Source organism: Rothia sp. HMSC067H10 (genome assembly GCF_001810635.1).
Lineage (GTDB): Bacteria > Actinomycetota > Actinomycetes > Actinomycetales > Micrococcaceae > Rothia > Rothia dentocariosa.
Window position 1 is genome coordinate 762,209 of sequence record NZ_KV802317.1, and the last position, 24,136, is coordinate 786,344.

Genomic DNA, 24,136 nt, shown 5'->3' on the forward strand with positions numbered 1-24,136 from the left:
AGAGATGCATAAGCTCCCATGAGCACAATATCTCGCAGAACTTACCCACCCTCAAGGCATGTTTTGCCTTCCTACAAGCGTGTTCCCGTGAAGAACAACTCACCGTATCCGCCGGGTTCAGCTGGAAAGTTCGGGTGAATTCTCACTAAACTAGGTTATAGAGTATTTGGTGCGCTGCAGCTCTTGCAGTCCGCAATGTGTGCGAGACTTGAAGAGGCACACACAAAGCCAACTTATACTCAGCGTGATGATTCGCCCCTCGAAGATGCGGGTCGTCTGTGCCGGATTTCTCCGGACGCGACGGATAAATTCACAGTCAAGGAAGAGGCGTTTACAGTGCCAAATCTGCCAGATCACCTGGTACCTGAGGAATTTGCCGGTAACGAATGGTTCGTCGAAGAACAATATGAACGTTATCAGCAAGACAAAAATCTCGTGGATCCTTCGTGGTGGCCCATTTTTCAGTCCATTGATAAGGCCCTTCAAGGAACTCCGACGGCCTCCGCCCCGGTAACAGCTATCCAAAAAGCCGAGGCGATACCTTCTGCTCCAGCCGCTGCAGCATCTATTACTACCCCGGAGCCTCAGCCTGCCGCACCAACAAAGTCGACAGCATCGCCCGCTCCTAAAACCTCATCAAAGGCAGAAAACGTGGAACCTGTAGAAGATAAAATTGTGCCCTTACGCGGACCGGCTAAAGCTGTTGCCGCCAACATGGAAGACTCGCTCACCGTTCCAACCGCTACGACGGTGCGCGCGGTACCAGCTAAGCTGCTGATTGAAAACCGTTCTGCCATCAACGCTTATTTGGCTCGAACCCGCGGCGGCAAGATTTCTTTCACGCACATCATTGGGTACGCCGTTATTCGTGCGCTCGCTGCCATGCCTTCAATGAACGTCACCTACGGTCATGATGAAAAAGGCAAACCGATTGCTATTCACAATGCGAACGTGAACTTCGGTCTGGCTATCGATCTGCCCCGCCCTGATGGCTCCCGCAACCTCGTGGTTCCGAATATCAAGGGTGCACAGACCTTGAGCTTCTTGGAGTTCTGGCAGGCCTACGACGATATCGTCAAACGTGGTCGTGCAGGTCAGCTTGGGCTGGAAGATTTCCAGGGAACTACGGTTACTCTCACGAACCCTGGCGGTATCGGTACCGTACACTCTGTTCCTCGTCTTTCGAAAGGGCAGGCCGCAATTATCGGTGTGGGTGCTCTTGAATACCCTGCTGAGTTCCGCGGCGTGGCGGAGACGATGGTAGCCCAGCACGCTATTTCCAAGATTATTACCCTTACGAGCACCTATGACCACCGCGTTATTCAAGGTGCTGGTTCCGGCGAATTCCTTAAGATAGTAGAGAGCTACCTCTTAGGCGCCGAAGGATTCTATGACGAAATCTTCCAGGCTATTCAAATTCCCTTCGAACCTGTTCGATGGAGCCAGGATAATCAGGTTAATCCTGATACTGAGGTTTCTAAGGTCGCCCGCATTCAGCAGCTTATCCACGCGTACCGCGTGCACGGTCACCTTATCGCCCGCACCAACCCAGTGGGCTACCAGCTACATTCAAACCCCGATTTGAACGTAGAAAGCTACGGTCTGACTCTGTGGGATCTGGATCGAGTATGGCCTACGGGAGGGTTTGGCGACAAAGAACAGCTTCCTTTGCGTACTATTCTGGCGCGTCTACGTGAGGCATATGCGGGTACTCTCGCGGTCGAGTACATGTACATGGAAGACCGTAAAGCCCGTGAATGGTTCCAAGAGAAGCTGGAGCATGGCTACAGCAAGCCTAGCCGCGAACGTCTGATGCATGTTCTGGAGAAGCTTGTTGAGGCCGAGGCCTTTGAGACCTTCCTGCAGACCAAGTACCTGGGTCAGAAGCGTTTCTCACTCGAAGGCGGAGAGTCGCTCATTCCTCTGCTGGATGCGATCATCAACAAGGCGGCAGATAACGATATGCACGGGGTCGCCATCGGTATGGCGCATCGTGGCCGCCTCAATGTTCTGACCAACATCGCGGGTAAGTCTTACGCCCAGATTTTCCGTGAGTTCAGCGGTACTGCGGCACCATATGAAGGTGGTTCTGGCGATGTGAAATACCACCTTGGCACCGAGGGTATGTTCACCTCTACCTCAGGCAAGCAGACTCAGGTGTATTTAGCTGCTAATCCTTCACATTTGGAGGCTGTTAACACCGTTCTAGAAGGCATCGTGCGCGCCAAGCAGGATGTTCTTAACGACCAGGGTATCGAAGGTCATCCCATTCTGCCCATCTTGATTCATGGTGACGCCGCGTTTGCCGCACAAGGTATCGTCATGGAAACCTTGCAGATGGCTAATCTGCGTGGCTACACTACCGGCGGTACCGTACACATCGTGGTGAATAACCAGATCGGCTTCACGACATCTCCGAAGGATGGCCGTACCGCCACCAACGCAACCGATATTGCTCGGATGACCAAGGCACCTGTCTTCCATGTAAACGCCGACGACCCCGAGGCCGTAGTTCGGGCAGGTCGTCTCGCATTCGAGTATCGCGAGCGCTTTGGCCGCGATGCCGTAATTGATTTGCTCTGCTACCGTCGCCGTGGTCACAACGAGGCTGATGACCCGTCGATGACTCAGCCGAAGATGTACCAGGTGATTGATAATATGCCTTCGACCCGCACCAAATATGCAGAGGCTCTGGTGGGTCGCGGCGATATCACCCAGGAAGAAGCGGATGAGGCATTGAGTGCATACCACTCGAAGCTGGATGCGATCTTCAGCGAGACCCAAGCGGCCGTACCCGCTCCCGAGACCCCCAATGTCGCTGGACTTGAGCTGCCGGCTTCTCAGCAGAGCACCGAAATTGTTCATGGCGGTAACACCGCGATCTCTCGCGATACCTTCGAGCACATCGCAAAAGCATTCGGTGAAGTTCCCGAGGGTTTCACGGTTCACAAGAAGCTCAAGAAACTGTGTGAACAGCGCGTTGAGATGGGCACAAACGGCAAGGTCAATTGGGGCATGGGCGAGCTTCTGGCCTTTGGCTCTCTGCTCATGGAAGGCACCGATGTGCGTATGAGCGGCCAAGACGTTCAACGCGGTACCTTTGTGCAGCGTCACGCGGTGCTGCATGATCATCTCACTGATGACGAATGGTCACCGCTGCAGCATCTCTCGGATCATCAGGGCAAGCTGCGTATCTACAATTCACTTCTGTCTGAGTACGGTGTCATAGGCTTCGAGTATGGATACTCGGTTGAACGTCCCGATTCGATGGTGGTGTGGGAGGCCCAGTTCGGTGACTTTGCGAACGGTGCCCAGACGATTATCGACGAGTTCGTGTCATCGTCTGAACAGAAGTGGGGTCAGCGTTCTTCGCTGGTTCTTCTGCTCCCCCACGGTTATGAGGGGCAGGGCCCGGACCACTCATCAGCACGTATAGAGCGGTACCTGCAGTTGTGCGCTGAAAACAATATGACGGTTGCTGTGCCTTCTACCCCGGCATCGTATTTCCACCTGTTGCGTCGTCACGCACAGCACCGCCCGTATAAGCCGCTTGTGGTTATTAGCCCTAAACAGCTCTTGCGTTTGAAGGCTGCCTCATCCTCAATTGAGGACTTCACGGAGGGATCGTTCCAGCCCGTTATTGGCGATCGTTCCGGTGTTACTCCGGCTCAAGTTGAGCGTGTAGTCTTTGTCTCTGGTCGTCTCTACTACGATCTTGAGGCTGAGCGCGCAAAGCGCGGTGATACGAAAACCGCTATCGTCTCCGTTGAGCAGCTTTACCCCCTGCCCGAGGCAGAGGTCAAGGCACAGCTGGATTTGTACTCGAACGCCACCGATATTGTATGGGCACAGGATGAGCCCGCTAACCAGGGTCAGTGGCCGTTTATGGCTTTGAACCTGCTGCCACTTATTGACTACCGGATGCGTTTGGTATCCCGCCCTGCGTCGGCATCTCCCGCAGCAGGTACGGGTAAACGCCATGCCGCTGAAGCTGAGGCACTGATGAAGCAGGTCTTCGAAGGCTAAATCCTTTGTGGGGTAAAGCCCCATCACAACCGTAGCTTCACAGCGAGTTTTATAACTCGTGCGATTGTGGAAGACTGTAGTGATGGGGCTTTTCCTATGCCTCAAGTGGATTTTTCATCACGATTGGATCAAAAATTTTCGAGGAGTTCGAAAACATAACTCGAACACCTTATGCTTAAACAAAAGGACAGAGCGTTTACGTACTGCAGACGCAAGATATCAACGGAAGAAAGAACCCCGTGGAGCAACGCAATATTCGACTTGTAGCGGTTGGAGACGACCTGCTCGCCGGTGTCGGTGACCCCCGCACCCTAGGTTGGTTTGGTCGCGTGATGGCACGTACCCCGCAAACTAGTGCATCCATTTCAGCCTATAATCTCGCCGCCCCGAATGAAGGAAGCGAGCAGTTGAGTACTCGATGGTTTGATGAGGCACGCCGCAGGTTCCTTCCCGGTGCCGATAACCGTTTGGTCATAGCTCCCTCAACTTTTGACATTGATTTGGGACTCACCAGTGCACGTTCACGCTTGAATCTTGCCAATATGGTGGACATGGCGTCTCAGAACAGCATCCGTGTACTTGTGGTGGGCCCTCCCCCGACTCTCGACCCGGAGCGTAACCGTCGTATCGCTGATCTTTCGGCGGCTTATGCAGATGTAGTAACCCGCCGTAATCACGTGTATGTCGATACGTTCAACCCTCTTTTGCACCACGAACAATGGCGCAATGATCTGGCCGCTAATGATGGGCGTCCGGGGCAGTCTGGATACGGTCTCATGGCGTGGCTTGTGCTCCACCGCGGTTGGTACAGCTGGCTTAACCTTCCCGAGCAGTAAGATCTTACGCAGACAGAGTATCTAAATCTCCATATTTTTCGCATCAGCCTGTTGGTAAGATGCATTCAAGCCGTTTCTATGAAAAAATAGACGGCGTTGCCCTATGCGTTTAAGCCTGTGCTAAGACTCGGGGCGGTTAGTTTAGAGCCTTGCTGGCTTTCTTTGAGCAGAGGTTCACAATTCTGAAGGAGGCTCCTATGAGCAAGCGCGGTCGTAAGCGCAAGGACCGTCGTAAAGGCGGCGCAAACCACGGTAAGCGCCCCAACGCATAAGGTATCTTGCTATACGTAAGAACCCCGGTGGTCTTTCACCGGGGTTTTGCTTTATCGAATTATCTGGCCTTTCAGCTAATAATCGTGCTGCGGATACTGGGAATAATTCATTCGAGCGAGCCGTTACATTCCCCGAAGCCTCACACGAAGGTATGCTGTACACAGACCCCCGAAAGTCATTACGCGACAGAAAAGAGCACCTATGAGCGAGTCCAACGCCGCAGAAGCGACGGCGACTCTCACACCTCGTGAATTACGTGAGCGCTTCACTGCAGATGCCATGCAATACGTCGATCAGCTTTATGCCGCTGCCTTACGCATGAGCAGGAATTCGGCAGACGCCGAAGACCTCGTTCAAGAGACATATACGAAGGCCTTTGCCTCTTTTCACCAGTACAGGCAAGGTACCAATCTCAAGGCGTGGCTGTACCGTATTCTGACCAATACGTACATTAATCTGTACCGTAAACGCCAGCGAGAGCCACAGCAGGCACATACGGAATCCGTCGAAGACTGGCAGTTAGCCCAAGCGGGCGCTCATGATGCTTCAGGGCTACGCTCAGCCGAGATGGAGGCTCTGGATGCGCTCCCGGACACCGAAGTACGGCAGGCTCTCGCCTCACTCACCGAAGACTTCCGCATGGTGGTGTACTACTCCGACGTCGAGGGGTTCTCATATAAAGAGATCGCCGAGATTATGGAGATTCCATTAGGAACGGTCATGTCGCGGCTGCACCGCGGACGCCGCATTCTGCGCGAAAAATTACTGGATTATGCTCGCGAAAATGGTTTACGCCCTTCGACTATCGCAAAGGTCGAAGCAAAAGCGGCGAAGAAGAAATAGGCTCAGTTTTATAAACTCGGAAGAAAGGAGTCTGCTATGGAAGAACAAACACCCGAGAATAGCACGGCACTTACCGAAGATTGTGGCGGCAACCCCTGTTCCACAACACTCAAAAACCTTTATGAATATCTTGATGGTGCTCTCACCGCTGAGGAAATACAAGAAATTCAGAGGCACCTTGATGCTTGCTCGCATTGCGCCGAAGCGAAGGATCTTGAGGTCCTTTTGCGTGCGAAGATCAAATCTTCGTGTGACGAGCAGGCGCCTGAATCCCTCAAAGCCAGGCTTTTGGAACATATTGATGAATTTTGTTCGGCGAGTGCCTAAGCCTTCACCGCCTTTGGTCTAAGTTCGCGGCATACTACGGCGGGGAGAAAACTCGACTACCGGGTTTCTCCTCGCTATTCTTCTATAAACCCGCATAATATTGTGTGTTCACCGCGAAAAATGATACACCGTTTTACCTGGATTCTCACCCGTTTGGGGTACCCACCCGGTAGAATGGTTGAAGTGTATGGGCGCGAAGAAGAGCGTCCTCAGGTACAGAGAACCGGCGAGTTCCAGCGCAAACACCAGACAGATTATGGGAGGCAGAGAGTTATACCGATGAGCGAATTGAGTACGGCGCAAAATACCATGGCACATGCATGGGAAGCCCCCACGTACCGGGGTGCGCCTGGGATGAGCGCACGGATGCGCATCCCCGGTTCCAAATCGCTCACCAACCGTTACCTGCTCCTCGCGGCTCTTGCTGATTCTCCCTCACGGTTGCGTGCTCCCCTACACTCGCGAGACTCAGCCCTCATGATTTCCGCTTTAGAGGCACTCGGAGCCCAGTTCGAGCGTATCGAGACAGGTTCGGAGTTTGGTCCTGATCTTCTCATAACCCCTCTAAATCTTGCTTCGGCTCCCCCAATGGTAAAGATTGATTGTGGACTTGCGGGAACGGTCATGCGTTTTGTACCCGCTCTTGCTGCTTTGCTTCCGGGTGATTACAACTTTGATGGTGATCCACAAGCCCGCAAACGGCCGATGGCGGCGCTCTGCGATGGTCTGTGTCAGCTAGGGGCGCATATTGAACGATCGGGCAATGATTCCGTAGATACCTTGCCTTTCACTCTGCATTCCCCCGGACTTGCGACCGCATCCGGTACTCCCGCAGAGATCTTTATTGATGCTTCGGCTTCCTCGCAATTTGTATCTGCTCTACTCTTGATTGCGCCTAGGCTTCCTCAGGGGTTAACGATTCGTCACCGGGGAAACGCCGTGCCTTCGATACCTCATATTGAGATGACCCTGCAGACCCTCCGTGACTTGGGGGTACGCGCCGAAGCCGTTGCTGATGAATACGCCTGGCGTGTATTCCCAGACACTATTTCCGGGTTTGATGTCACTGTTGAACCGGATCTTTCTAACGCTGGTCCTTTCCTTGCAGCTGCGATGGTAACGGGCAACTCAGTGACTATTCCTGATTGGCCCGCTCCTACAGCAGACGGTTCCCCCGGAACAACGCAGGGAGGTGATGAGTGGCGTACCATTCTGCCCCGTTTAGGCGGTGCCGTTGAATTCTCTAATGGTTCGCTCACAGTCACCGGGCCCGAAGATATAACCCGGCTTTCCGGGGTCGAGTTTAACCTACAGACTGCAGGCGAACTCGCGCCTACAGTTGCCGCTCTCGTTGTGCTTCTTGACTCCCCAAGCACTCTCACTGGCATTGGGCACCTGCGTGGGCATGAGACTGACCGCCTCGCGGCTCTCGTCACTGAGATTAACCGTTTGGGCGGGCTTGCCGAAGAAACAGCCGACGGTATTCGCGTTCTTCGCCCCGTTCGACGTCTGCCTCAAGACTCTCCTGTGACGGTACAGACCTATGAAGACCACCGAGTAGCAACGTTCGCGGCGGTTATTGGACTTCACGAACCCGGAGTGCGCATCGAAAACGTTCAGACAACCGCAAAAACACTCCCACAATTCACAGCGCTTTGGCAAAAAATGCTTTCGCAATGGAAAGGAGTGCGCTCGTGAATCCATCCCGAAACCGGTCTTTCGACGAGTGGGATGAATCCGACGTTCGAGTTCGCCCCAATAAAAAGGGTTCTCGACCCCGCACTAAGGAACGCCCCCGGTACAAGCACGCTATACGCGGTCGCGTCGTCACCGTCGATCGTGGTCGGTGGTCAGTAGTTGTCGCTGAAGGCACCCCACAGGAGCGGACTCTTATCGCGGCACGGGCACGCGAATTGCGCCGTACCCCCATTGTCACCGGGGACTTTGTGGATGTAGTCGGAGATATATCCGGCGCAAAAGACACCCTAGCGCGCATCGTTCGTTTGGGAGAGCGTTCTTCGGTACTGCGCCGCAGTGCCGATGACACAGATACAACCGAACGTGTGGTGGTGGCCAATGCGAACCAGCTGGTCATTGTGGTTGCTGCTGCGAATCCGCAGCCGCGCACAGGTTTTATTGATCGAGCCGTCGTTGCCGCATATAATGCCGGGATAGAGCCTATTTTGTGCATTACAAAAACCGATGTTTCTCGCCCTCAGCAACTACTCGATTATTACAGTGCCTCGGGGCTAAAAATTGTACTCTCGGGGTCAGCTGACGGTCGAGCCCCAAGTGAGTCTGGAGCCGAGGGTCTTCTGCATGCACCCGTTCATAAGCTTCTCGAAGAGCTTTTGGGTAAGGTATCTGTGCTTCTCGGGCATTCGGGGGTCGGTAAATCTACTTTGGTGAATGCGCTCACTGGTGCAGACCGTGCGACTGGGCACGTTAACGCCGTTACGGGGCGGGGTCGTCATACGTCTTCGTCAGCTCTGGCCTTACAGCCCGTATCCACGCCTGAGCTTCATGTACCACCCGGAACCTGGATTATCGATACTCCGGGTATACGTTCTTTCGGACTGGCTCATGTTCCGCCGGAGCAGGTTGTACAGGCGTTCCCCGATCTGGCTCCTGGCGAGCAGGACTGCCCTAAGGGCTGTCATCATGCGGCTCAGGCGGTAGATTGCGGTATAAATACTTACGTGCAGGCGGGTAAAGCGGGGGCCAGTGGCGCGGCGCGTTTGGATTCGCTGCGAAAACTTTTGCAGTTTGTTCCTGATGAAGAAGCTGATTCCGATAAAGAGCTTGGGGCACTCGTGTAATCGCTCGTATCCTGTACATAAGTTCCTAAGACCACACACGGTAACATTTGACGACTAATGAGAGATTCATGAACTTTACGACGTCATACACTGATGATTTGAGGCTGGCGCATATCCTGGCGGATAACGTGGATCGCGTCAGCATGTCCCGGTTTAAAGATCGGTCTTTTACCGTGGAACACAAAAGCGACGGTACTCCAGTGACCGAGGTGGATCGTGAGGTTGAGGAACTTCTGCGTGCACAGCTCTCGCGGGTGCGTACACGCGACGGTATTATCGGTGAAGAGCTAGGCTCAACAGGTACGGCTGCCAGGCAGTGGGTTATCGATCCTATTGATGGTACGCAGAATTTTGTGCGTGGTGTTCCGGTGTGGGCCACACTCATCGCTCTCCTCGATCAGGGTGAGCCGGTTATGGGTCTTGTATCTGCCCCGGCGTTACAGCGACGTTGGTGGGCTGCGCAGGGTACGGGTGCATACGCAGGCAAATCGCTAACTCAGGCTACACGACTTCAGGTGTCGAGTGTCCCCACGCTCTCTGGAGCCTCGCTCTCCTATGCCGAGTTCAAAGGATGGGAGGGGCTGGGGCTCGAGCAGAGTTTTCTCTCGCTAGTCCATGAAGTTAACCGTTCCCGTGCCTATGGTGATTTCTGGTCATATTGTCTGGTGGCCGAAGGGGCTGTTGATATTGCCTGTGAAGCTCAAGTTGCACTCCACGATATTGCCGCGCTAGTTCCGCTTGTGCATGAAGCAGGCGGGACCTTCACAACAGCAGCTGGTTACGATGCAGTAGCTACAGCGCAGGCAGAAGGTACCGCCAGTACTTTGGCTACTAATGGGACCTTGCATCGTTCTGTGATAAGCCAGCTTACGCCCGAGTAACCATTCGGGTTCTGTGGTAAGGGACGGCGAAGCCCCGGCGGGTCACCAGATTTATGTGTGATAATCCCATCGGGGCTTTTACATAGGCTTTGGCTTCGGTGCACGGGTAAATATGCACGTGTTGGCAGGCTAATTTCTAGGAAATCGCAAGAAGGTAGAGGAAGAAGTTTCCAACTATTCCTAAAGCTCCTAAGGCTCCCATGACGATGCCAAGGGAGGCAAAGGCGCGCATCCTGCCCGTCATGGGGGTAATACGCCCTTTGTTCACAGTAAAGGAAAAAATCCCCAGCCATATTGATATAACTATAGGTACCAACGCTAGAAGCATGGTATTTGAGATTGTCGTAAATTCATAGGCACCATAGCCCATAGAGTCGTAGTCGTCGTGGAGTATGGCGATCCCCAGTACCTGAAAGCCACTAAATCCGGTAAGTACGAGTCCACAAAGCGAAGCAGCAAAAGAACCTATCGAGTAGAAATATCCAGGTCCGCGAATTTCGCCGGTAGGTTCCCCGTAAGGTCGCCTGTCTTCGGGTGGAACCTCATATTGGCGAGGAGCCCTACTGTAGCCAAAGTCGTAGGCGGCAGCCACGTTTCCAACTGGGGGTACGGCTTGCTGAGCCTGAGGATGAGACGCTCCATCCGTTGCTGAAGCATAAGCCGCCAATGGCGCGTCTGAAGCTGCAGAATTCTGCATATCGTGACCCTCCTGTAGCGTTGGAGCTTCGACTTGAGGATATGATGCCTGAGGTGTGTTTGAATCTGGCATAGGATCCTGTCGCGGGTTTTCTGTCATCTTTTTCTCCATACGCGCTGAGTCTTCTTTCTTGATATTACGTTATTCCGGGCTGAAAATCATACTCTTGCGGCTTTAGCCGTTGCATACTTCCCATATTTTGTTCGGCGCGAAAAAGGTCAAATATAACTGAGCCGCCCACCAGCGATTCTGCTTGTGGGCGGCTCAGTTATCAGGTTCGGGTTTTAGTTCCCTGCCCTTTTTAAGGGCTTTTGTGGAGATGCGGGGAATCGAACCCCGGTCCGATGTGGCTTCAACAGGGCTTCTCCGTGCGCAGTTTGTGAAAGCGCTATTTCTCGGCTCCGATGTTTGCACAAACACTTACATCGACAAACCTATTCGTAATAAAAGTCCCATCAGCCCCTACGACGAGGGCTAATAGCAGTGGCCTTTTAAGTCGATGCCGGGTTCTGAGCCAAAGGCATGCTCAGACCGACAGACTGCAACTCGCGCTTAGGCAGCGAGTGCGAAGTCAGTGCGCTTAGATTTTGCACTTATTTTTTTGCAGAGGGCGTTAACGAGATAACCCTGCGTCCTCGGCACGCTTCACCCATCTCGACTCACATCGTCGAAACCGATCATCCCCCTATACTTTTATCAAAAAGCACCATCTACAAACGTTCTCTGCATTGCCATGAGACACACAGTATACCGCTCGCGATGGTAACGGTTAACTATATCAGAGGGTCTGTCTCTACACAACCACCAGGTTCTTTTACTACCAACACACCAGCATTATTTTACTTATGCACAGGGGGGGCGGAACACATCCGTTACGAGTTGCTCCGCCCCCTTCATTCAGCGAAAGACTGATACCTGTCTGTTACTGAGCGGGAACAGTCATACGGCTATCAGGGTTATCCCCTACCTGGCATACCTTATTGCCGTTACCATCCGGAGTACCGACCTTCTGGCATTCCTGAAGAGTCTGCTGACCCAGTACAAAAGCGATAGTCGCGATAATAGCTATGATGATGCCCACACAACCAGTAATAATGCCGGCGATGGACATTCCCTTGCCCTTGCCCAACTGGCGCGACTGGCGAAGTCCAAGAGCGCCCAAAATAATAGCACCAATGCCGAGCAGACCTCCGACAATAAAGAATCCACTCACAATGGCAAGCACACCAAGTACCAAGGAAATAATTGCCATGACCGGAGCGGCCTGCGAGGAGCCACCTGTGTTCTGAACATTAGTATCAAACTGAGAAACGCCGTAGGCAGACTGCCCATACTGCCCTTGCTGACTCTGGGCACCGTAATAGTTCTGCCCCTGGCTTGTGTATCCAGAATTTACAGGCTGGTTCTGATACCCGCTAGGCTGCGAGTAAGAGTTCTGCTGACCGTAGCTCTGCTGAGCATTTTGTTGTGCAGATTGAGAGCCAGAAGTTCCGTAGGGGGCTTGCTGCGGCTGCTGAGTGTAGGAAGAATTTCCGTTATAGACAGATGATCCGGTCTGCTGCGTCTGGGCAGAATTCTGACCGTAGCTGTTCTGCTGTGAAGATCCCTGTTGCTGGACGTTCTGGTATCCCGCAGAGCTTTGGTAATTCTGTGTCGGATTACTGCTCTGCTGACCGGAGCTCCCCTGCTGAGAGTAATTCCGTGAACCCTGGTTCTGCTGGTGTTGGTTGTAACCTTGAGCTGAATTATAGTTCTGCTGTGGGGCGTAGCTCTGCCCTGAGGCGCTCTGCCCAGTCTGCGAAGAATGCTGGGGCGCCGAATGCTGTTGCTGCCGCGAAATCGTGTTCGAGGAGCTAGAGTACTGCGTGTTATAGGAGGGCTGCCCCGCTGATGGAGTAGGCTGCTGATTTTGTGCCTGACCACCGTAGAAAAGATGCTGATTGCTCGAGTCCTGTTGCGGCTGCTGAGGGTACTGCTGCTGGTATGAGTTCTGAGCGCCATTGCCCTGGTAGTTCCCCTGCTGGGAACTATTATTCTGGGGAACCTGCCCCTGATATTGCTGTTGCGCTTGTGAATCCTGATTTTGAGAATTCTGATCGTGACCAGGCTGTTGCGACTGCCCTTGTGGCTTGTTCTGACCGTAAAGGTTCTCTGACATGCTTTACTATCCTTTGTCTTCGGTGAGGCCGTCGGTTACCCCGGCGTTATTACTGAGTACCAACTTTCATTATACGAACTTTTATATCGAAAACCATTGGTTACGACACCCTAAGCTTCATAAAAATTAGCATGCTCTATCTCACCTATTCCACTATCCTTGAAGCACAAACGTGTGGGGCGGGTAGCTTTTTAAGCCACCTGCCCCACATGGTGAACAATATATTTGGCTACCGAACAGAAGTAGTCCCGTCGGTATTGACAGTCGTCTTCTGTCCATTAATTGAGCAGGTGACAGAGCCGTCACTATTCTGCACACCAGTATTCTTGCATTCCTGCATCATCATCGTACCGATGATGAGCAAGACAAGAACCACGGCTGATAGTATAAAGCCAATAGCACTGGTAACAACGCCCCCGATAGCCATACCCTTGCCACCGCCGGTACCTTTACGTACCTTGCGAAGCGCAATAATACCAAGGATCAGACCTACAAGTGCTACAACAATAGTGATGAAGCTTAGAGGAAGAGCCCCAAGTATACTCACGATGCCCATCACCAACGATGCAATCGCCATACCAGCGGGAAGCTTCGTCGGAACGTAACCGGAGTAAGCGTTTCCTGCAGGCGCAACAGGCGGCGCAGCAGGAACGAATTTCGGTTGCTCGGACTGCCCTCCAGAATGACCGGATGTATTCGGAACGTTCTCAGACATAAAACTCCTCCATTATTTCTGTCTGTTGTGTCACTGCATACTTACACATCTTATCGGGTAAATACGCTTTATGTCTTGCTAGTAAGTATATCCTACATGTGTCTTACCGGTGCAGATTTCTAGCCAAAAACAGCTAATCTTGATTTCCTCTGTAGAAGTTCTTCAGAGACATCAACCAGTAACATCTAACTTATCTAGCCTAGATGACTATCCTAAATTGCGGTACCGCATGGCACGTGCCGCCTCCAAATTATCCTGCCTCTCACGCAGCGCCTGACGCTTATCGTACTCACGTTTACCTGTTGCCAAGGCAATCTCAACCTTCACACGCCCACCGCTAAAATATAGCTTGAGGGGCACCACTGTATACCCGGTTTCTTTGAGTTTCTGCTCTAACCGGTTAATCTCTGAACGATGCAGTAACAGCTTACGGCTGCGGCGTGCCGAATGATTCGTCCATGTACCATAGCCGTACTCAGCAATATGAATACCTTCCAGCCAGAGTTCGTGATCCTTTACATGGCAGAACCCGTCAGTGATAGAGGCTCCCCCATCGCGCAGAGATTTCACCTCTGTTCCTAAAAGGACCACGCCCGCTTCATAGGTATCGACAATATTGTAGTTATGCCGTGCTTTCTTATTCTGCGCGATAATCGAGTTATTCGGGTCCGTTTTAGCGCCTTTTTTCTTTTTCTGAGCCATAATATTCCTTATGCTTAGCCTTCGTTACCACGGCGACCAGAGGCGCGCCAGCGAATGCCCTCTTCAATAAATCTATTGAGCCCCCCGTCAAGTACGCTTGACGTGTTGCCTTCCTCGTATCCGGTACGCAGATCCTTCACCATCTGGTACGGATGGAGCACGTAGGATCGCATTTGATCGCCCCAGCTTGCTTTAATATCACCCGCCAGCTCTTTCTTTTTGGCGTCCTCCTGCTCTTGACGAAGCATAAGTAAACGCGATTGCAGCACGCGCAGAGCCGCAGCCCGGTTTTGAATCTGCGATTTTTCATTCTGCATTGACACTACAATACCCGTTGGAATATGCGTCATACGCACCGCTGAGTCCGTTGTATTGACGGATTGACCGCCCGGTCCAGAGGAGCGAAATACATCAACCTTAATCTCAGACTCGGGGATCTCAAGCGCATCGGTCTGCTCGATCAGAGGAATAACTTCAACCGCGGCAAATGAGGTTTGCCTGCGCCCCTGATTATCAAATGGAGAGATACGTACTAGCCGATGGGTGCCCGCTTCAACAGAAAGGCGGCCAAAAGCGTAGGGCGCGTTGACCTCAAAAGTTACGGATTTCAACCCTGCCTCTTCAGCATACGAGGTGTCTAGCACCTTCGTCGGATAGCCATTCTTTTCAGCCCACCGCAAGTACATGCGCAAAAGCATCTCTGCAAAATCTGCCGCATCCACACCACCCGCGCCTGAACGAATCGTTACAACAGCCTCACGCTGATCGTACTCACCAGAGAGCAGCACCAACACTTCAAGTTCATCCAGCTTCTTCCTCAGCTCTTTACACTCGGCTTCAGCCTCCGCCAATAGGTCCTCTTCGGATGATTCATCTTCGGTCTGTGCTAGCTCGACCATGACCTCAACATCATCAATGCGAGACGCTAAGTTCGTTAGACGATTCAGTTCAGCTTGCTTATGGGAAAGCGCGCTTGTTACCCGTTGAGCATGCTCAGGATCATCCCAAAGCTCAGGTGCTGAAGCTTGCTGAGATAGGTCTTCAAGAGCGCACTTGATACCCTCAAGGTCACTCACCGCAACAATTGAGGCGTATATGGAACGCAGATCCTTAATCTCAGCCGAAAAGTCGAAAGATGCCATAGCATTTAAGACTAGCGTGAATCATGCGGAAAGTCCCGCCGAATTACTTTACAACGCTACAGGCACATTTACTTTTCATCCTTCTGTTGCTGGTGGATGCGGGCGCGAGCCTGAGCCTTCACCTCAAAACCATCAGGAACCACGGCCGAAACGATCGGAGGATGAATCCTAGCACGTAACGTGACATGAACAGTACGGTCATCGCTAATCTGCACCGAGTCTACCTGCAAGTTCACGAATTCGTGAGAAGCTCCACTCTCCTCCAGATATTTGGCAGCAAGCTGCCTAGCTCGAGCGTTGTCTGCAGAGTTATCGGAATATTCCGAGAATCCATGCTCTATAGTTCGTGCGATAGAAATGGCTTGCGCATCCGCAAGATCTTCGAGTCTGTGGGTTTGTACGTGAGCACCCGTGACCGCCAACGTCACCGATGCGATCAACAGTACCAGAGCGCACATACCAACGATGAGCGGGCTAATGCTCCCCTCATCGTTATGTCCGCCACGACGCTGATCGGCATGAATATAAGAGACTACTACCATCTAAATTTCCTTATGGAGTTTCCCGGAAAGCGGATGAAGTAGCAGAGCCTATCTCAGCCTGTCCCCAGGTCACTGATTGTGAGGATACCGGGATAACGCTTGCTCCTAGCCCCTGCGGAATTAGGGGAAGGTGTGCATTCACCTGAACCTGAACTCTAATACTCTCCCGCGCGCTACACGACCCTGAACAGCTCAAAGATACCGAGATATCAGATTCTGCAACCCCAAAATCGCGTGCCACAAGCGCGCTCAAACGTTGAGCCTGTTCCTGCGACATCGAAGTCTCAGGCGGCAGCTCCTGAATATATTGAGCTACCTGCGCGCTTGCGGCGTGCGCCCCCAAGATCGAAGCCTGCACTGAAAAAATCGTCAAGACCCCATACATGATAGGGAGCAGCAGCGTAACACCGAGCCCGAGAAATTCAACAATTGCGCTCCCGCGCTCATGTTCATGATCGGTATTCTCTGAATCCTCTGCACGAGTCCGCAGACACAGCGCCAGGTTTCTAAGACTGAATATATGCAGCATGACCACTCACCGAAATAGAACCTGGGAACCCCCATGGCCCCAGTACTGGCAAAGGAGCGGTAATGTGAACCTCAAGAATACGAATTCCAGACGGATCAACATATACCGATGTATGTACATCTTGCGCATAATTCTCGGGCAAATTCCCCCGAATAATCTGCTCTGCTCGTTCCCGACCTTCCTCAGGGGTGCGGTCGTACAATGTTCCGTAGCGAGCGCCCGCGCTTGCAGCATCCAACAGAACATTACGTGTGTAAAACGCATAGGAAACCTGCAAAATTGCGACGGTCAGCAGTACTAAGAGAGCAGAAACCATCACGAACTCGGTACTGGCATCCCCTCGTTCTGATGGCGGTGCTGCAAGCTCTTGTTCTTGATGTCGGCTCATACGACTAGGGACGAATAAGCGCGATAGCATCGTTAAACATCTTGATCAAAGCTGGTTGGGCAATAGCTAAAATCGCGGCGACCAAGATGGCGCTCATCATGGTAATCATGACCCATCCGGGTACATCTCCGCGTTCTGGGTCGTCTTGCAAGCCTCTATAAGAGGTAAGCAGAAAAGCAATACCGGGAACAGACAGAAACAACATACGAAGTCGAGTAAACATAGTATTTTCCTTATGTGATTGAGCTATTTGGAATCCGCCTTAGGGGCGAGGTTATGATGCGTTAAAACGCAAGTTTCATTAGCGAAAGACCGGGGAAAATCGCAAAGACTACGGTCAACGGCAGAATTAAAAATACGACCGGCGCCAACATGGCGATCTCCTTTTTCCCGGCTACTTCGAGAAGCTCGCGTTTCGCGTTGTCGCGCACATCTTGAGCCTGTGCCCGTAGAACGTCTGCCAAAGGAGTACCCCGTTCGATGGCTACGGCTACGCCATCGACAAATCGGCTAAGGGCTGGAATTTGTGTACTCTGTGCGAATTCGTTGAGCGCCGCCAGTAGGCTGGATCCGGCTCGCGTTTGCGCAAGAATATCGTTAAATTCTCGGGCCAATTCCCCGCGAGAAGTACGGCAAATGCGCTCCAGGGAAGCAAGAGCAGATTCACCCGCAGCCACCGAAAGCGCCATCATCTCTGCAAGCGCGGGAAACTCCGCAATAAGCTGTTTCTCACGACGTACAATAATCTGGCCCAACCACCAGTCTCGCGCCAGAAAACCGGTAACACCACCCAGGATAATGAGCATCAGGCCACTCCAGAGTGACAATTGGTTTTCCAACAGCCCAATAACGCTCAATACTCCTAAAAGGGCCACCGAACTAACCGCCCAGAGGATTTGTTCGGCACGAAAAGCACTTACAGTCTGATCACTTCCCGCGCGGCGCAAGCGAGCAGCAAGGGCTTCGTCCCTAGACTCTGTAGAACGTACCCGCCCTAGGAACGACTGCATCATAGGTTCCAGGAACGAATAAAGGGCATCTAAAACGCTAGTTCCTGAGGCCTGATTCTCACGGTGCAGGGATTCGCGTATCGAAACGGAGCGCATCTGCGGCGCAATACGTTCTCCAAAGTTCGGCCCACGTCTCTTACGCAATGAAGATGCTATGAGCATTACACCAAACGCGAAGAAAAGCCCGAAGATAATAGCAAAGTTCATGCAAAAACCCTCCTTTCTTGAGGTAGCGCCCCGATACGGAGCATGATGCGGTACGCGATTACCGACAGTCCAGCACCCGCGAACATAAGAACGAAACCGGCAAAAGAGTTATAAATATTTCGAACCGCAGGCTGTGTGGCCATCAGCATCAGTACTACCCATGGAGCAACACAGGCCAACCGGGCGGCGTTGACAGTCCAAGATTGGCGTGCTTGAAGTTCTGCTCGGGTACGCGCATTTTCTCGTAAGAAATTACTCAATGTGCCCAGTAGTCGTCCCAAGTCGCTGCCGCCGACTTCACGTGCTATTTTAAGTGCTTCAACGATATTATCGGCGACTGGATCAGCAACATATTCCTTGAGCCGATTCAAGGAAGCTACAAAGTCACCGGTTGCACGATAATCCGATCCAAAACGTGCAAAAGCCTCTCGAAGTTCATAAGGTCCGCGGTATGAAAGCTGGATAAGGGCCTCTGGCAGTGAAAGCCCAGCACGAATAGCCGATCGTAAGTGATCAACGGCATCCGGCCAGAGCTGCCAGAGCTTACCCTCACGTACTTTCGCACGGTGATTTACGACCACGCGAGGCATGATGAAACCACCGCCCGTCCCTAGAAAGGCGAAGCTCCACAGCCCTGTCAATGCGAAGAGAAGCACCCCTGCTAAAACCCCACTGAGGATACTCACTCCGGTAAAAGCCGAGGGGGTAACAGTGTGCATCCCAGCTTTACGGAGAGTTACCACTATCTTTGGTTCCCGTCTAGTCCTGACAGTTCCCTGCGGCATACTCCAGCATGACCACCATACGAGGAAAACCCCGATCCCCATTGCTAAGCCATAGATAACACCCATTAGCGTCCTACCTTTGCTGCTGCTAATACTTGATCGGGCCGGTGTCCGGCGCGAACCCATTTTTCGGGTGTTGGGATTTCTAAGGCTACGCACACCATTTCACCTTGTTGACGGGTAAAAAGCGGTGACATCTCAATGACGCCGTCTTCTACACGACCGCCCAGCATATAGATCTCCTCTACCTGACGATGCCCGTGAGTGTCGCGGCCACAATGAATTACGAGGTCGAAACAGCTCGCTACAGTGGGCACCACGAAGGCGGATGAGATGTTGTCTCCTGCCAGCAACGGAAGAGTACAAATTTTAGTGACTGCATCCCGTGCAGAATTCGCGTGAATAGTACACATACCCGGTAAACCCGCGTTAAGAGCGATGAGCATATCGAGGGATTCCGCTTCGCGAACCTCGCCAATGAGTAGTCGATCCGGTCTCATACGCAGAGCCTCTTTGACGAGGCGGCGAAGAGCTATTGCGCCTTTACCCTCTAGATTAGGCTGTCTGCATTGCATTCCAACGACATCGCGCAGAGGAATAGAAAGCTCAAAGATTTCTTCACAGGTCACCACCCGTTCGCGCGGCGGTATAGATGCTGCCAAACAATTTAGCATTGTGGTTTTACCCGCTTGAGTAGCCCCGGACACTAAAATATTGACTCCGCTTTCGACAGCAGCGTGTAAAAACGATGCAGCTCCCGCGCTCAGGGAACCAAGCTTTACGAGGTCGGGAAGACGTTTGGCGCGCACCACAAATTTACGAATGTTGAGGGAGGTGTGGGCTCTCGTAATATCGGGAATCACGGCGTGCAGACGAGATCCATCCGGTAAAGAAGCATCGACGAAGGGAGATGATAAATCGACACGACGTCCCGAAGGCTTGAGCATACGTTCCAAGAGCTGTTGAATAGCCTCATCGCTGAGGTGCAGCCCTGTCAGTTCACTCTCGCCAGCACGAGCCACAAAGATTTCATCGGGTGAATTGATCCAGATTTCTTCGACCTCTTCATCATCAAGATAAGGCTGAAGCGGGCCATATCCGCAGAGATCGTTACGCAGTCGATGGATAATCTCTTCGACGTTCTCAAGAGGAGGAAGGGAAGCGCGTACCATCCGTCTTTCGTAGGCGGAAACAGTACTTCTAATGAGCCCTTCGACGGCATCCTGTGACGTGTAAGGGTCAAGGTCTCCGTCGCGAATCGCATCACGGATCTCGGCATCGAGCAGAGAATAATAATCTGGCACGACAGCAGATCTCGGGGTCTCCATTGATGTTCTCCCGGTGAAGTTTAGTGTGGTTGGTATTCTCAACGCTCTCTTAAATCAAAAATTTCGCGTTGATGTCACAATATATCCACCGGAAAACATTCACCAAAACTACATATATTTTATGCGTAATGTTCCTCGAATAATTTCTGACTCTCCTGCTAAGACTTATAGGGCTGTTAATTAATGTCTTAGACGGGGTGAGGGGGAGAACAACCGTTACGGTTGTTCTCCCCCTCACCCCGTCTAAACATACTAGAAACCTAGGTGTACTAGCCACGAATCATCTTGACCGCATCCTTGATGTCCCCGTCGAAACTTAAATTACCGTGGTCAAGTACTACACCGCGATCACATATCTGCGACACTAGGTCGAGGTCATGACTTACGACAACCAGAGTCTTGCCCGCTTGGATGAGCTCTTGAATCCTTGCAATACATTTCTTCTGGAAAGGTTCATCGCCAACCGCCAGAATCTCATCCACCAAGAAAATATCTGGGTTAGTATGCACAGCCACCGAAAACGCAAGACGCAGGTACATACCGGATGAATAAAACTTCACCTCAGTATCAATAAATTCCTCAATTTCAGAGAATGCCACAATATCGTCAAAGGCATCTTCAATCTCTTTTTTGGTCATACCCAGAATAGCGCCATTGAGGAATACATTATCGCGCCCCGTGAGGTCGGGATGAAAGCCTGCACCCACCTCAATAAGGCCCGCGATTTTACCGCGGTTGAGAACCTGCCCGCCTTCAGGCTGCATCACACCGGAAATCAGCTTCAAAAGGGTTGATTTACCGGAACCATTGAGCCCCAAAAGTGCCACACGTTCACCCTGTTTTACATTCAGAGTAATACCATTGAGAGCGTTAAACTTCTCAGACAGGTCACCTTTACGCCCCTTCATAAGCCATACAAAGGCTTCTTTCATAGAACGCGTATGACGCAGCACAAAGCTTTTAACGAGCTCATCGACTTGAATAACAACCGGAGCATTCGGATCAATCTCAGGCAGATCTATTTTCTCAATCTTCACAAGAATCAGAGCTCCTGAGCGAAGTTGCCCTCAAACTTACGGAAGAGCAAATCGCCGATTAGAACGGTCAGTAAGGAAATACCAATACCTACTGGGGTCCAGAAACTAAACAGATGCGGAACAATCTCAGCAAAATGTCCCGACTTTTCGAGGTCTGCCGTAGGGCGCCAAAAACCGTAGTGGAAAAGTTCAACCGCAACGGTCAGCGGGTTCAACATAAACACGTTGAAAACCCACGGATATAGAGTGTCACGTACCATGGTCCAGGAGTACAACACCGGGGAGAACCATGTTGCTACCATCAGAAGCATATCAACGATATTCTCGGAGTCGCGGAAGAACACGTTTGCCACACCAAAGATGAGTCCCAGGCCGTAGGACAGAAGCATCACGATAGCCATCCCGGCAAAAATCGCGGCAATATTGCGCAGCCCAGGCCGCCACCCCGCAAAGAAGCAAGCGATGAGCATCACCACGATTTGGGGTATGAAATGTACTACCGCCACCCACACAGTTGAAAGTGAGAAGAGCTCCCTCGGAAGATAAATCTTCCGAATCAGGGCACTGTTAACCACCATCGTGCGGGCACCGTTCCCGAATCCTTCTGAGAAGAAGTTAATCACGATCATGCCCGAAAACAGGTAGATCGCATAGTTGTGCATTCCTCGTTCCAAGCCTAAGAATAAGCCCATGGCAACATAGAACACGCCGAACTGGACGCCCGGCTTAATGTAAGACCACAGGATCCCTAGAACCGAGCCACGGTAGCGAACCTGGATTTCCTTATCAACCAGTAGCCTCAAAAGGTACCGATTACGAATGGCATCCAGGATTCCCCGCCCGCGGCCGGGGGCTTTCAAAGGTTCATCGTGCAAAGTGCTCATCGCTTAAGTTCAGACTCCGTATGCTTTGCAAAAGTTTCTGCCCATGCATCATAGGAAGCGACATCGGCTGCAGCATCTTGATACCGCTTGCGCAACTGCTCCCAATCTTTAATGATCTTCGCGTGCAATCTGGTAGCGTGAATCAGCTTTGACCGCAGCTGCTGGGGATCACGGCGATACCAGAACAATCCGGTTCCCTCCGCGTTCGTGGCCAGTGCTGAATCAAACTTAGACAGCGTCCACCAGTTAGTTTCTCCGTAGTTAAGTTGAATCTGCGGGTGTTCTTTCGCTTCATCATCTACGGGTTTGAACAGCTGACGTGCAACCGTTCTTGCGGTCCACGGCACAAGTTTCTTATATCCCGGTGACTTGAAATTGCGGCGGCCGCGGAAAGGCGGCTTCTTCGATTTAACTGTGGGAAAGTCGTCCACATTCGGCTTCATCTGGGACTCCGGGTACTCCCCCGCCAACTGACGAATTACCGGTAAACGAGCCGAAAGCGACTCATGCAGGTGCTCCGGTCCGGCCAGCAAATCTTCCAGCGCCATGAGGCGGCCTGCTTGAGTGTAATACTGCATTGACAACGTGTGCTTGACGTCCAAGAACATGGAGTCAACCAGCACGCGGCCACCCTTATCGAAGGGAGAATGCAACAGCGCGGTAATTAGGCGGTTACGTTCATGATAGTAAGCCTGCCAGCCCACCGAGTCATCCTTATCGGTCCATGAAACGTGCCATACACCTGCTCCAGGGAAGGACACTGTAGGGATACCAGCAGCCTTCGCGCGCAAGCCATACTCAGCGTCATCCCATTTAAGGAAAAGCGGTAACGACAGGCCGATCTTGCGGATTACCGAAGTTGGGATAAGGCACATCCACCAACCGTTATAATCCACGTCCACACGACGATGCAGCCAGTGCGTGCTGCGCAGGTTGCTGCGGCCTAAGTCGTGACCCATCGCCATATCCTCGTGAGGCTTCGCGTAGAAGTTACGCCACGGATCAACGACTTCGCCGAATGCATGAAGTACCGAGCGATCGAACATATCGAACATGTGCGCACCCACGATTGTGGGGTCTTTGCAATAGTTCGCGAAAGTCACCATGCGCAAAATTGCTTCTGGCTCCACGATCACGTCGTCATCAAGCAGAAGCACATAATCGCTGCCGTTCTTGACTGCCTCGAACATACCGCGCGAAAAACCGCCAGAACCGCCTAGATTCCCCTGGTTAATGATGCGGAACTTACCGGCAAGGGGCTTAACGACCTCCTCGAATTCTTCGTGATCCTGCACCTTCGAACTGCCCTGATCAACAATTAGGAACTCGTGGACAGCATCAAAAATTTCGGGGCTGTTGCCAAGCGTACGAATGTTGTCAATACAATAATCGACCTTATTCATGGTCGTAATCTGAACCGTTGCTTGACCGGCCTGAACATCGGCACGGGGCTCAATATTACCTAGCCAATTAGCCTCAACCAGTTCAAGATCTTCAGTTCCAGAAAGATCAAACCAATACCAACCGCCATCGCCGAAAGGCGCTAGGGGCAGGGTAAAGATTGATGTTTCGTCCCCCGAAAGGAGCTTTGCATCCACACGCTGAATAACACCACGCCCGTTGGATTTGTATACGATCACCATGCCTTCGCCACGGGTTTGGACGCTCAGTACGACCTCTTTAAGATCGGTCCAACGGCGCCAATACGATGCTGGGAACGCATTGAAATAGGTGCCAAATGAGAGACTTTGCCCGGGATTAACGTTGATGGAGCGACGACCGATAAGGCCTTCAGCTGCGGTTCGGTTAGCAGCGATATTAGCGGCGCTTTGTTCCTGTACCTGCGCCGCCTCTGTAATACTCGTGGTAGCGTCACCATCAATACGGGTTGGCAGCTGAACGCCAGCGGCTACGCCAGCATCCACATACAGGGGTACCACGTCGGTTTCAACCGCGCTAGGGAAAATAACGCGCTGCAGGGTTTTCAGAGTTTGAGTTTCAGCCATA

The 24,136-nt window shown here is 52.2% G+C and carries 23 protein-coding genes and 1 other RNA gene; 8 read left to right on the forward strand and 16 right to left on the reverse strand.

Annotated features, from left to right (window positions below; genetic code table 11):
- Nucleotides 1–195: 195 nt before the first annotated feature.
- From HMPREF2756_RS10270 to HMPREF2756_RS10300, 8 genes are all read left to right on the forward strand, one after another.
- Entirely contained in the window at nucleotides 196–4,026 is a 3,831-nt protein-coding gene (locus tag HMPREF2756_RS10270; RefSeq protein WP_070620887.1) for a multifunctional oxoglutarate decarboxylase/oxoglutarate dehydrogenase thiamine pyrophosphate-binding subunit/dihydrolipoyllysine-residue succinyltransferase subunit, read from the forward strand.
- A 239-nt stretch (nucleotides 4,027–4,265) separates the two neighbouring features.
- Complete coding sequence (locus HMPREF2756_RS10275; RefSeq protein ID WP_013397390.1) at nucleotides 4,266–4,862, forward strand: GDSL-type esterase/lipase family protein; 597 nt, start codon at nucleotides 4,266–4,268, stop codon at nucleotides 4,860–4,862.
- A gap of 197 nt (nucleotides 4,863–5,059) precedes the next feature.
- Nucleotides 5,060–5,134: a 50S ribosomal protein bL37 gene (locus HMPREF2756_RS11625; protein WP_095343185.1), complete on the forward strand. Its 75-nt coding sequence runs from the start codon at nucleotides 5,060–5,062 to the stop codon at nucleotides 5,132–5,134.
- 202 nt (nucleotides 5,135–5,336) lie between these two features.
- The gene (locus tag HMPREF2756_RS10280; protein ID WP_070620888.1) at nucleotides 5,337–5,978 is read left to right on the forward strand and encodes a sigma-70 family RNA polymerase sigma factor; all 642 of its coding nucleotides are present in this window, start codon (nucleotides 5,337–5,339) and stop codon (nucleotides 5,976–5,978) included.
- Nucleotides 5,979–6,014: 36 nt separating this feature from the next.
- A complete protein-coding gene (gene rsrA / locus HMPREF2756_RS10285) occupies nucleotides 6,015–6,305 on the forward strand; it encodes a mycothiol system anti-sigma-R factor (protein ID WP_070620891.1) in 291 nt (96 codons plus the stop codon).
- A 279-nt stretch (nucleotides 6,306–6,584) separates the two neighbouring features.
- Nucleotides 6,585–8,003: a 3-phosphoshikimate 1-carboxyvinyltransferase gene (aroA, locus tag HMPREF2756_RS10290; RefSeq protein WP_083301719.1), complete on the forward strand. Its 1,419-nt coding sequence runs from the start codon at nucleotides 6,585–6,587 to the stop codon at nucleotides 8,001–8,003.
- The gene (gene rsgA / locus HMPREF2756_RS10295; protein ID WP_070620893.1) at nucleotides 7,982–9,124 is read left to right on the forward strand and encodes a ribosome small subunit-dependent GTPase A; all 1,143 of its coding nucleotides are present in this window, start codon (nucleotides 7,982–7,984) and stop codon (nucleotides 9,122–9,124) included. Before aroA ends, rsgA begins: the two co-directional genes overlap by 22 nt.
- A 68-nt stretch (nucleotides 9,125–9,192) precedes the next feature.
- A complete protein-coding gene (locus HMPREF2756_RS10300; RefSeq protein WP_070620895.1) occupies nucleotides 9,193–10,005 on the forward strand; it encodes an inositol monophosphatase family protein in 813 nt (270 codons plus the stop codon).
- 136 nt (nucleotides 10,006–10,141) lie between these two features.
- Here the strand turns inward: HMPREF2756_RS10300 and HMPREF2756_RS10305 are convergent, their stop codons facing one another.
- The 16 genes from HMPREF2756_RS10305 to HMPREF2756_RS10380 form a co-directional block, all read right to left on the reverse strand.
- Nucleotides 10,142–10,801 carry a hypothetical protein gene (locus tag HMPREF2756_RS10305; RefSeq protein ID WP_246825925.1) on the reverse strand — a complete coding sequence of 220 codons (660 nt, stop codon included), beginning with the start codon at nucleotides 10,799–10,801 and terminating at the stop codon, nucleotides 10,142–10,144.
- Nucleotides 10,802–11,013: 212 nt separating this feature from the next.
- Nucleotides 11,014–11,387: a transfer-messenger RNA gene (gene ssrA, locus HMPREF2756_RS10310) on the reverse strand.
- A 237-nt stretch (nucleotides 11,388–11,624) separates the two neighbouring features.
- The gene (locus HMPREF2756_RS10315) at nucleotides 11,625–12,860 is read right to left on the reverse strand and encodes a DUF4190 domain-containing protein (protein ID WP_070620899.1); all 1,236 of its coding nucleotides are present in this window, start codon (nucleotides 12,858–12,860) and stop codon (nucleotides 11,625–11,627) included.
- A 229-nt stretch (nucleotides 12,861–13,089) separates the two neighbouring features.
- On the reverse strand, nucleotides 13,090–13,575 hold the full coding sequence (locus HMPREF2756_RS10320; RefSeq protein WP_070620901.1) for a DUF4190 domain-containing protein: 486 nt from the start codon (nucleotides 13,573–13,575) through the stop codon (nucleotides 13,090–13,092).
- 207 nt (nucleotides 13,576–13,782) lie between these two features.
- Entirely contained in the window at nucleotides 13,783–14,277 is a 495-nt protein-coding gene (gene smpB / locus HMPREF2756_RS10325) for an SsrA-binding protein SmpB (RefSeq protein ID WP_004005010.1), read from the reverse strand.
- A 14-nt stretch (nucleotides 14,278–14,291) separates the two neighbouring features.
- A complete protein-coding gene (gene prfB / locus HMPREF2756_RS10330; RefSeq protein ID WP_070620903.1) occupies nucleotides 14,292–15,419 on the reverse strand; it encodes a peptide chain release factor 2 in 1,128 nt (375 codons plus the stop codon).
- Between the two features lie 68 nt (nucleotides 15,420–15,487).
- On the reverse strand, nucleotides 15,488–15,961 hold the full coding sequence (locus tag HMPREF2756_RS10335) for a pilus assembly protein TadG-related protein (RefSeq protein ID WP_070620905.1): 474 nt from the start codon (nucleotides 15,959–15,961) through the stop codon (nucleotides 15,488–15,490).
- A gap of 10 nt (nucleotides 15,962–15,971) precedes the next feature.
- Nucleotides 15,972–16,334 carry a pilus assembly protein TadE gene (locus tag HMPREF2756_RS10340; RefSeq protein ID WP_246825926.1) on the reverse strand — a complete coding sequence of 121 codons (363 nt, stop codon included), beginning with the start codon at nucleotides 16,332–16,334 and terminating at the stop codon, nucleotides 15,972–15,974.
- A 133-nt stretch (nucleotides 16,335–16,467) separates the two neighbouring features.
- Nucleotides 16,468–16,878 (reverse strand): TadE/TadG family type IV pilus assembly protein, encoded by a 411-nt coding sequence (locus tag HMPREF2756_RS10345; RefSeq protein ID WP_083301720.1) that lies wholly within the window; start codon nucleotides 16,876–16,878, stop codon nucleotides 16,468–16,470.
- A gap of 4 nt (nucleotides 16,879–16,882) precedes the next feature.
- Complete coding sequence (locus HMPREF2756_RS10350) at nucleotides 16,883–17,083, reverse strand: hypothetical protein (RefSeq protein WP_239661921.1); 201 nt, start codon at nucleotides 17,081–17,083, stop codon at nucleotides 16,883–16,885.
- 79 nt (nucleotides 17,084–17,162) lie between these two features.
- Nucleotides 17,163–18,095 (reverse strand): type II secretion system F family protein, encoded by a 933-nt coding sequence (locus HMPREF2756_RS10355; protein ID WP_004005017.1) that lies wholly within the window; start codon nucleotides 18,093–18,095, stop codon nucleotides 17,163–17,165.
- Entirely contained in the window at nucleotides 18,092–18,946 is an 855-nt protein-coding gene (locus HMPREF2756_RS10360; RefSeq protein ID WP_004005018.1) for a type II secretion system F family protein, read from the reverse strand. Before HMPREF2756_RS10360 ends, HMPREF2756_RS10355 begins: the two co-directional genes overlap by 4 nt.
- On the reverse strand, nucleotides 18,946–20,208 hold the full coding sequence (locus HMPREF2756_RS10365) for a TadA family conjugal transfer-associated ATPase (RefSeq protein ID WP_004005019.1): 1,263 nt from the start codon (nucleotides 20,206–20,208) through the stop codon (nucleotides 18,946–18,948). Before HMPREF2756_RS10365 ends, HMPREF2756_RS10360 begins: the two co-directional genes overlap by 1 nt.
- Before the next feature lie 269 nt (nucleotides 20,209–20,477).
- Nucleotides 20,478–21,245: an ABC transporter ATP-binding protein gene (locus HMPREF2756_RS10370; RefSeq protein WP_004005021.1), complete on the reverse strand. Its 768-nt coding sequence runs from the start codon at nucleotides 21,243–21,245 to the stop codon at nucleotides 20,478–20,480.
- A 5-nt stretch (nucleotides 21,246–21,250) separates the two neighbouring features.
- On the reverse strand, nucleotides 21,251–22,129 hold the full coding sequence (locus HMPREF2756_RS10375; protein ID WP_004005022.1) for an ABC transporter permease: 879 nt from the start codon (nucleotides 22,127–22,129) through the stop codon (nucleotides 21,251–21,253).
- Nucleotides 22,126–24,135: a glycosyltransferase gene (locus tag HMPREF2756_RS10380; RefSeq protein ID WP_070620909.1), complete on the reverse strand. Its 2,010-nt coding sequence runs from the start codon at nucleotides 24,133–24,135 to the stop codon at nucleotides 22,126–22,128. Before HMPREF2756_RS10380 ends, HMPREF2756_RS10375 begins: the two co-directional genes overlap by 4 nt.
- Nucleotide 24,136: the final 1 nt, after the last annotated feature.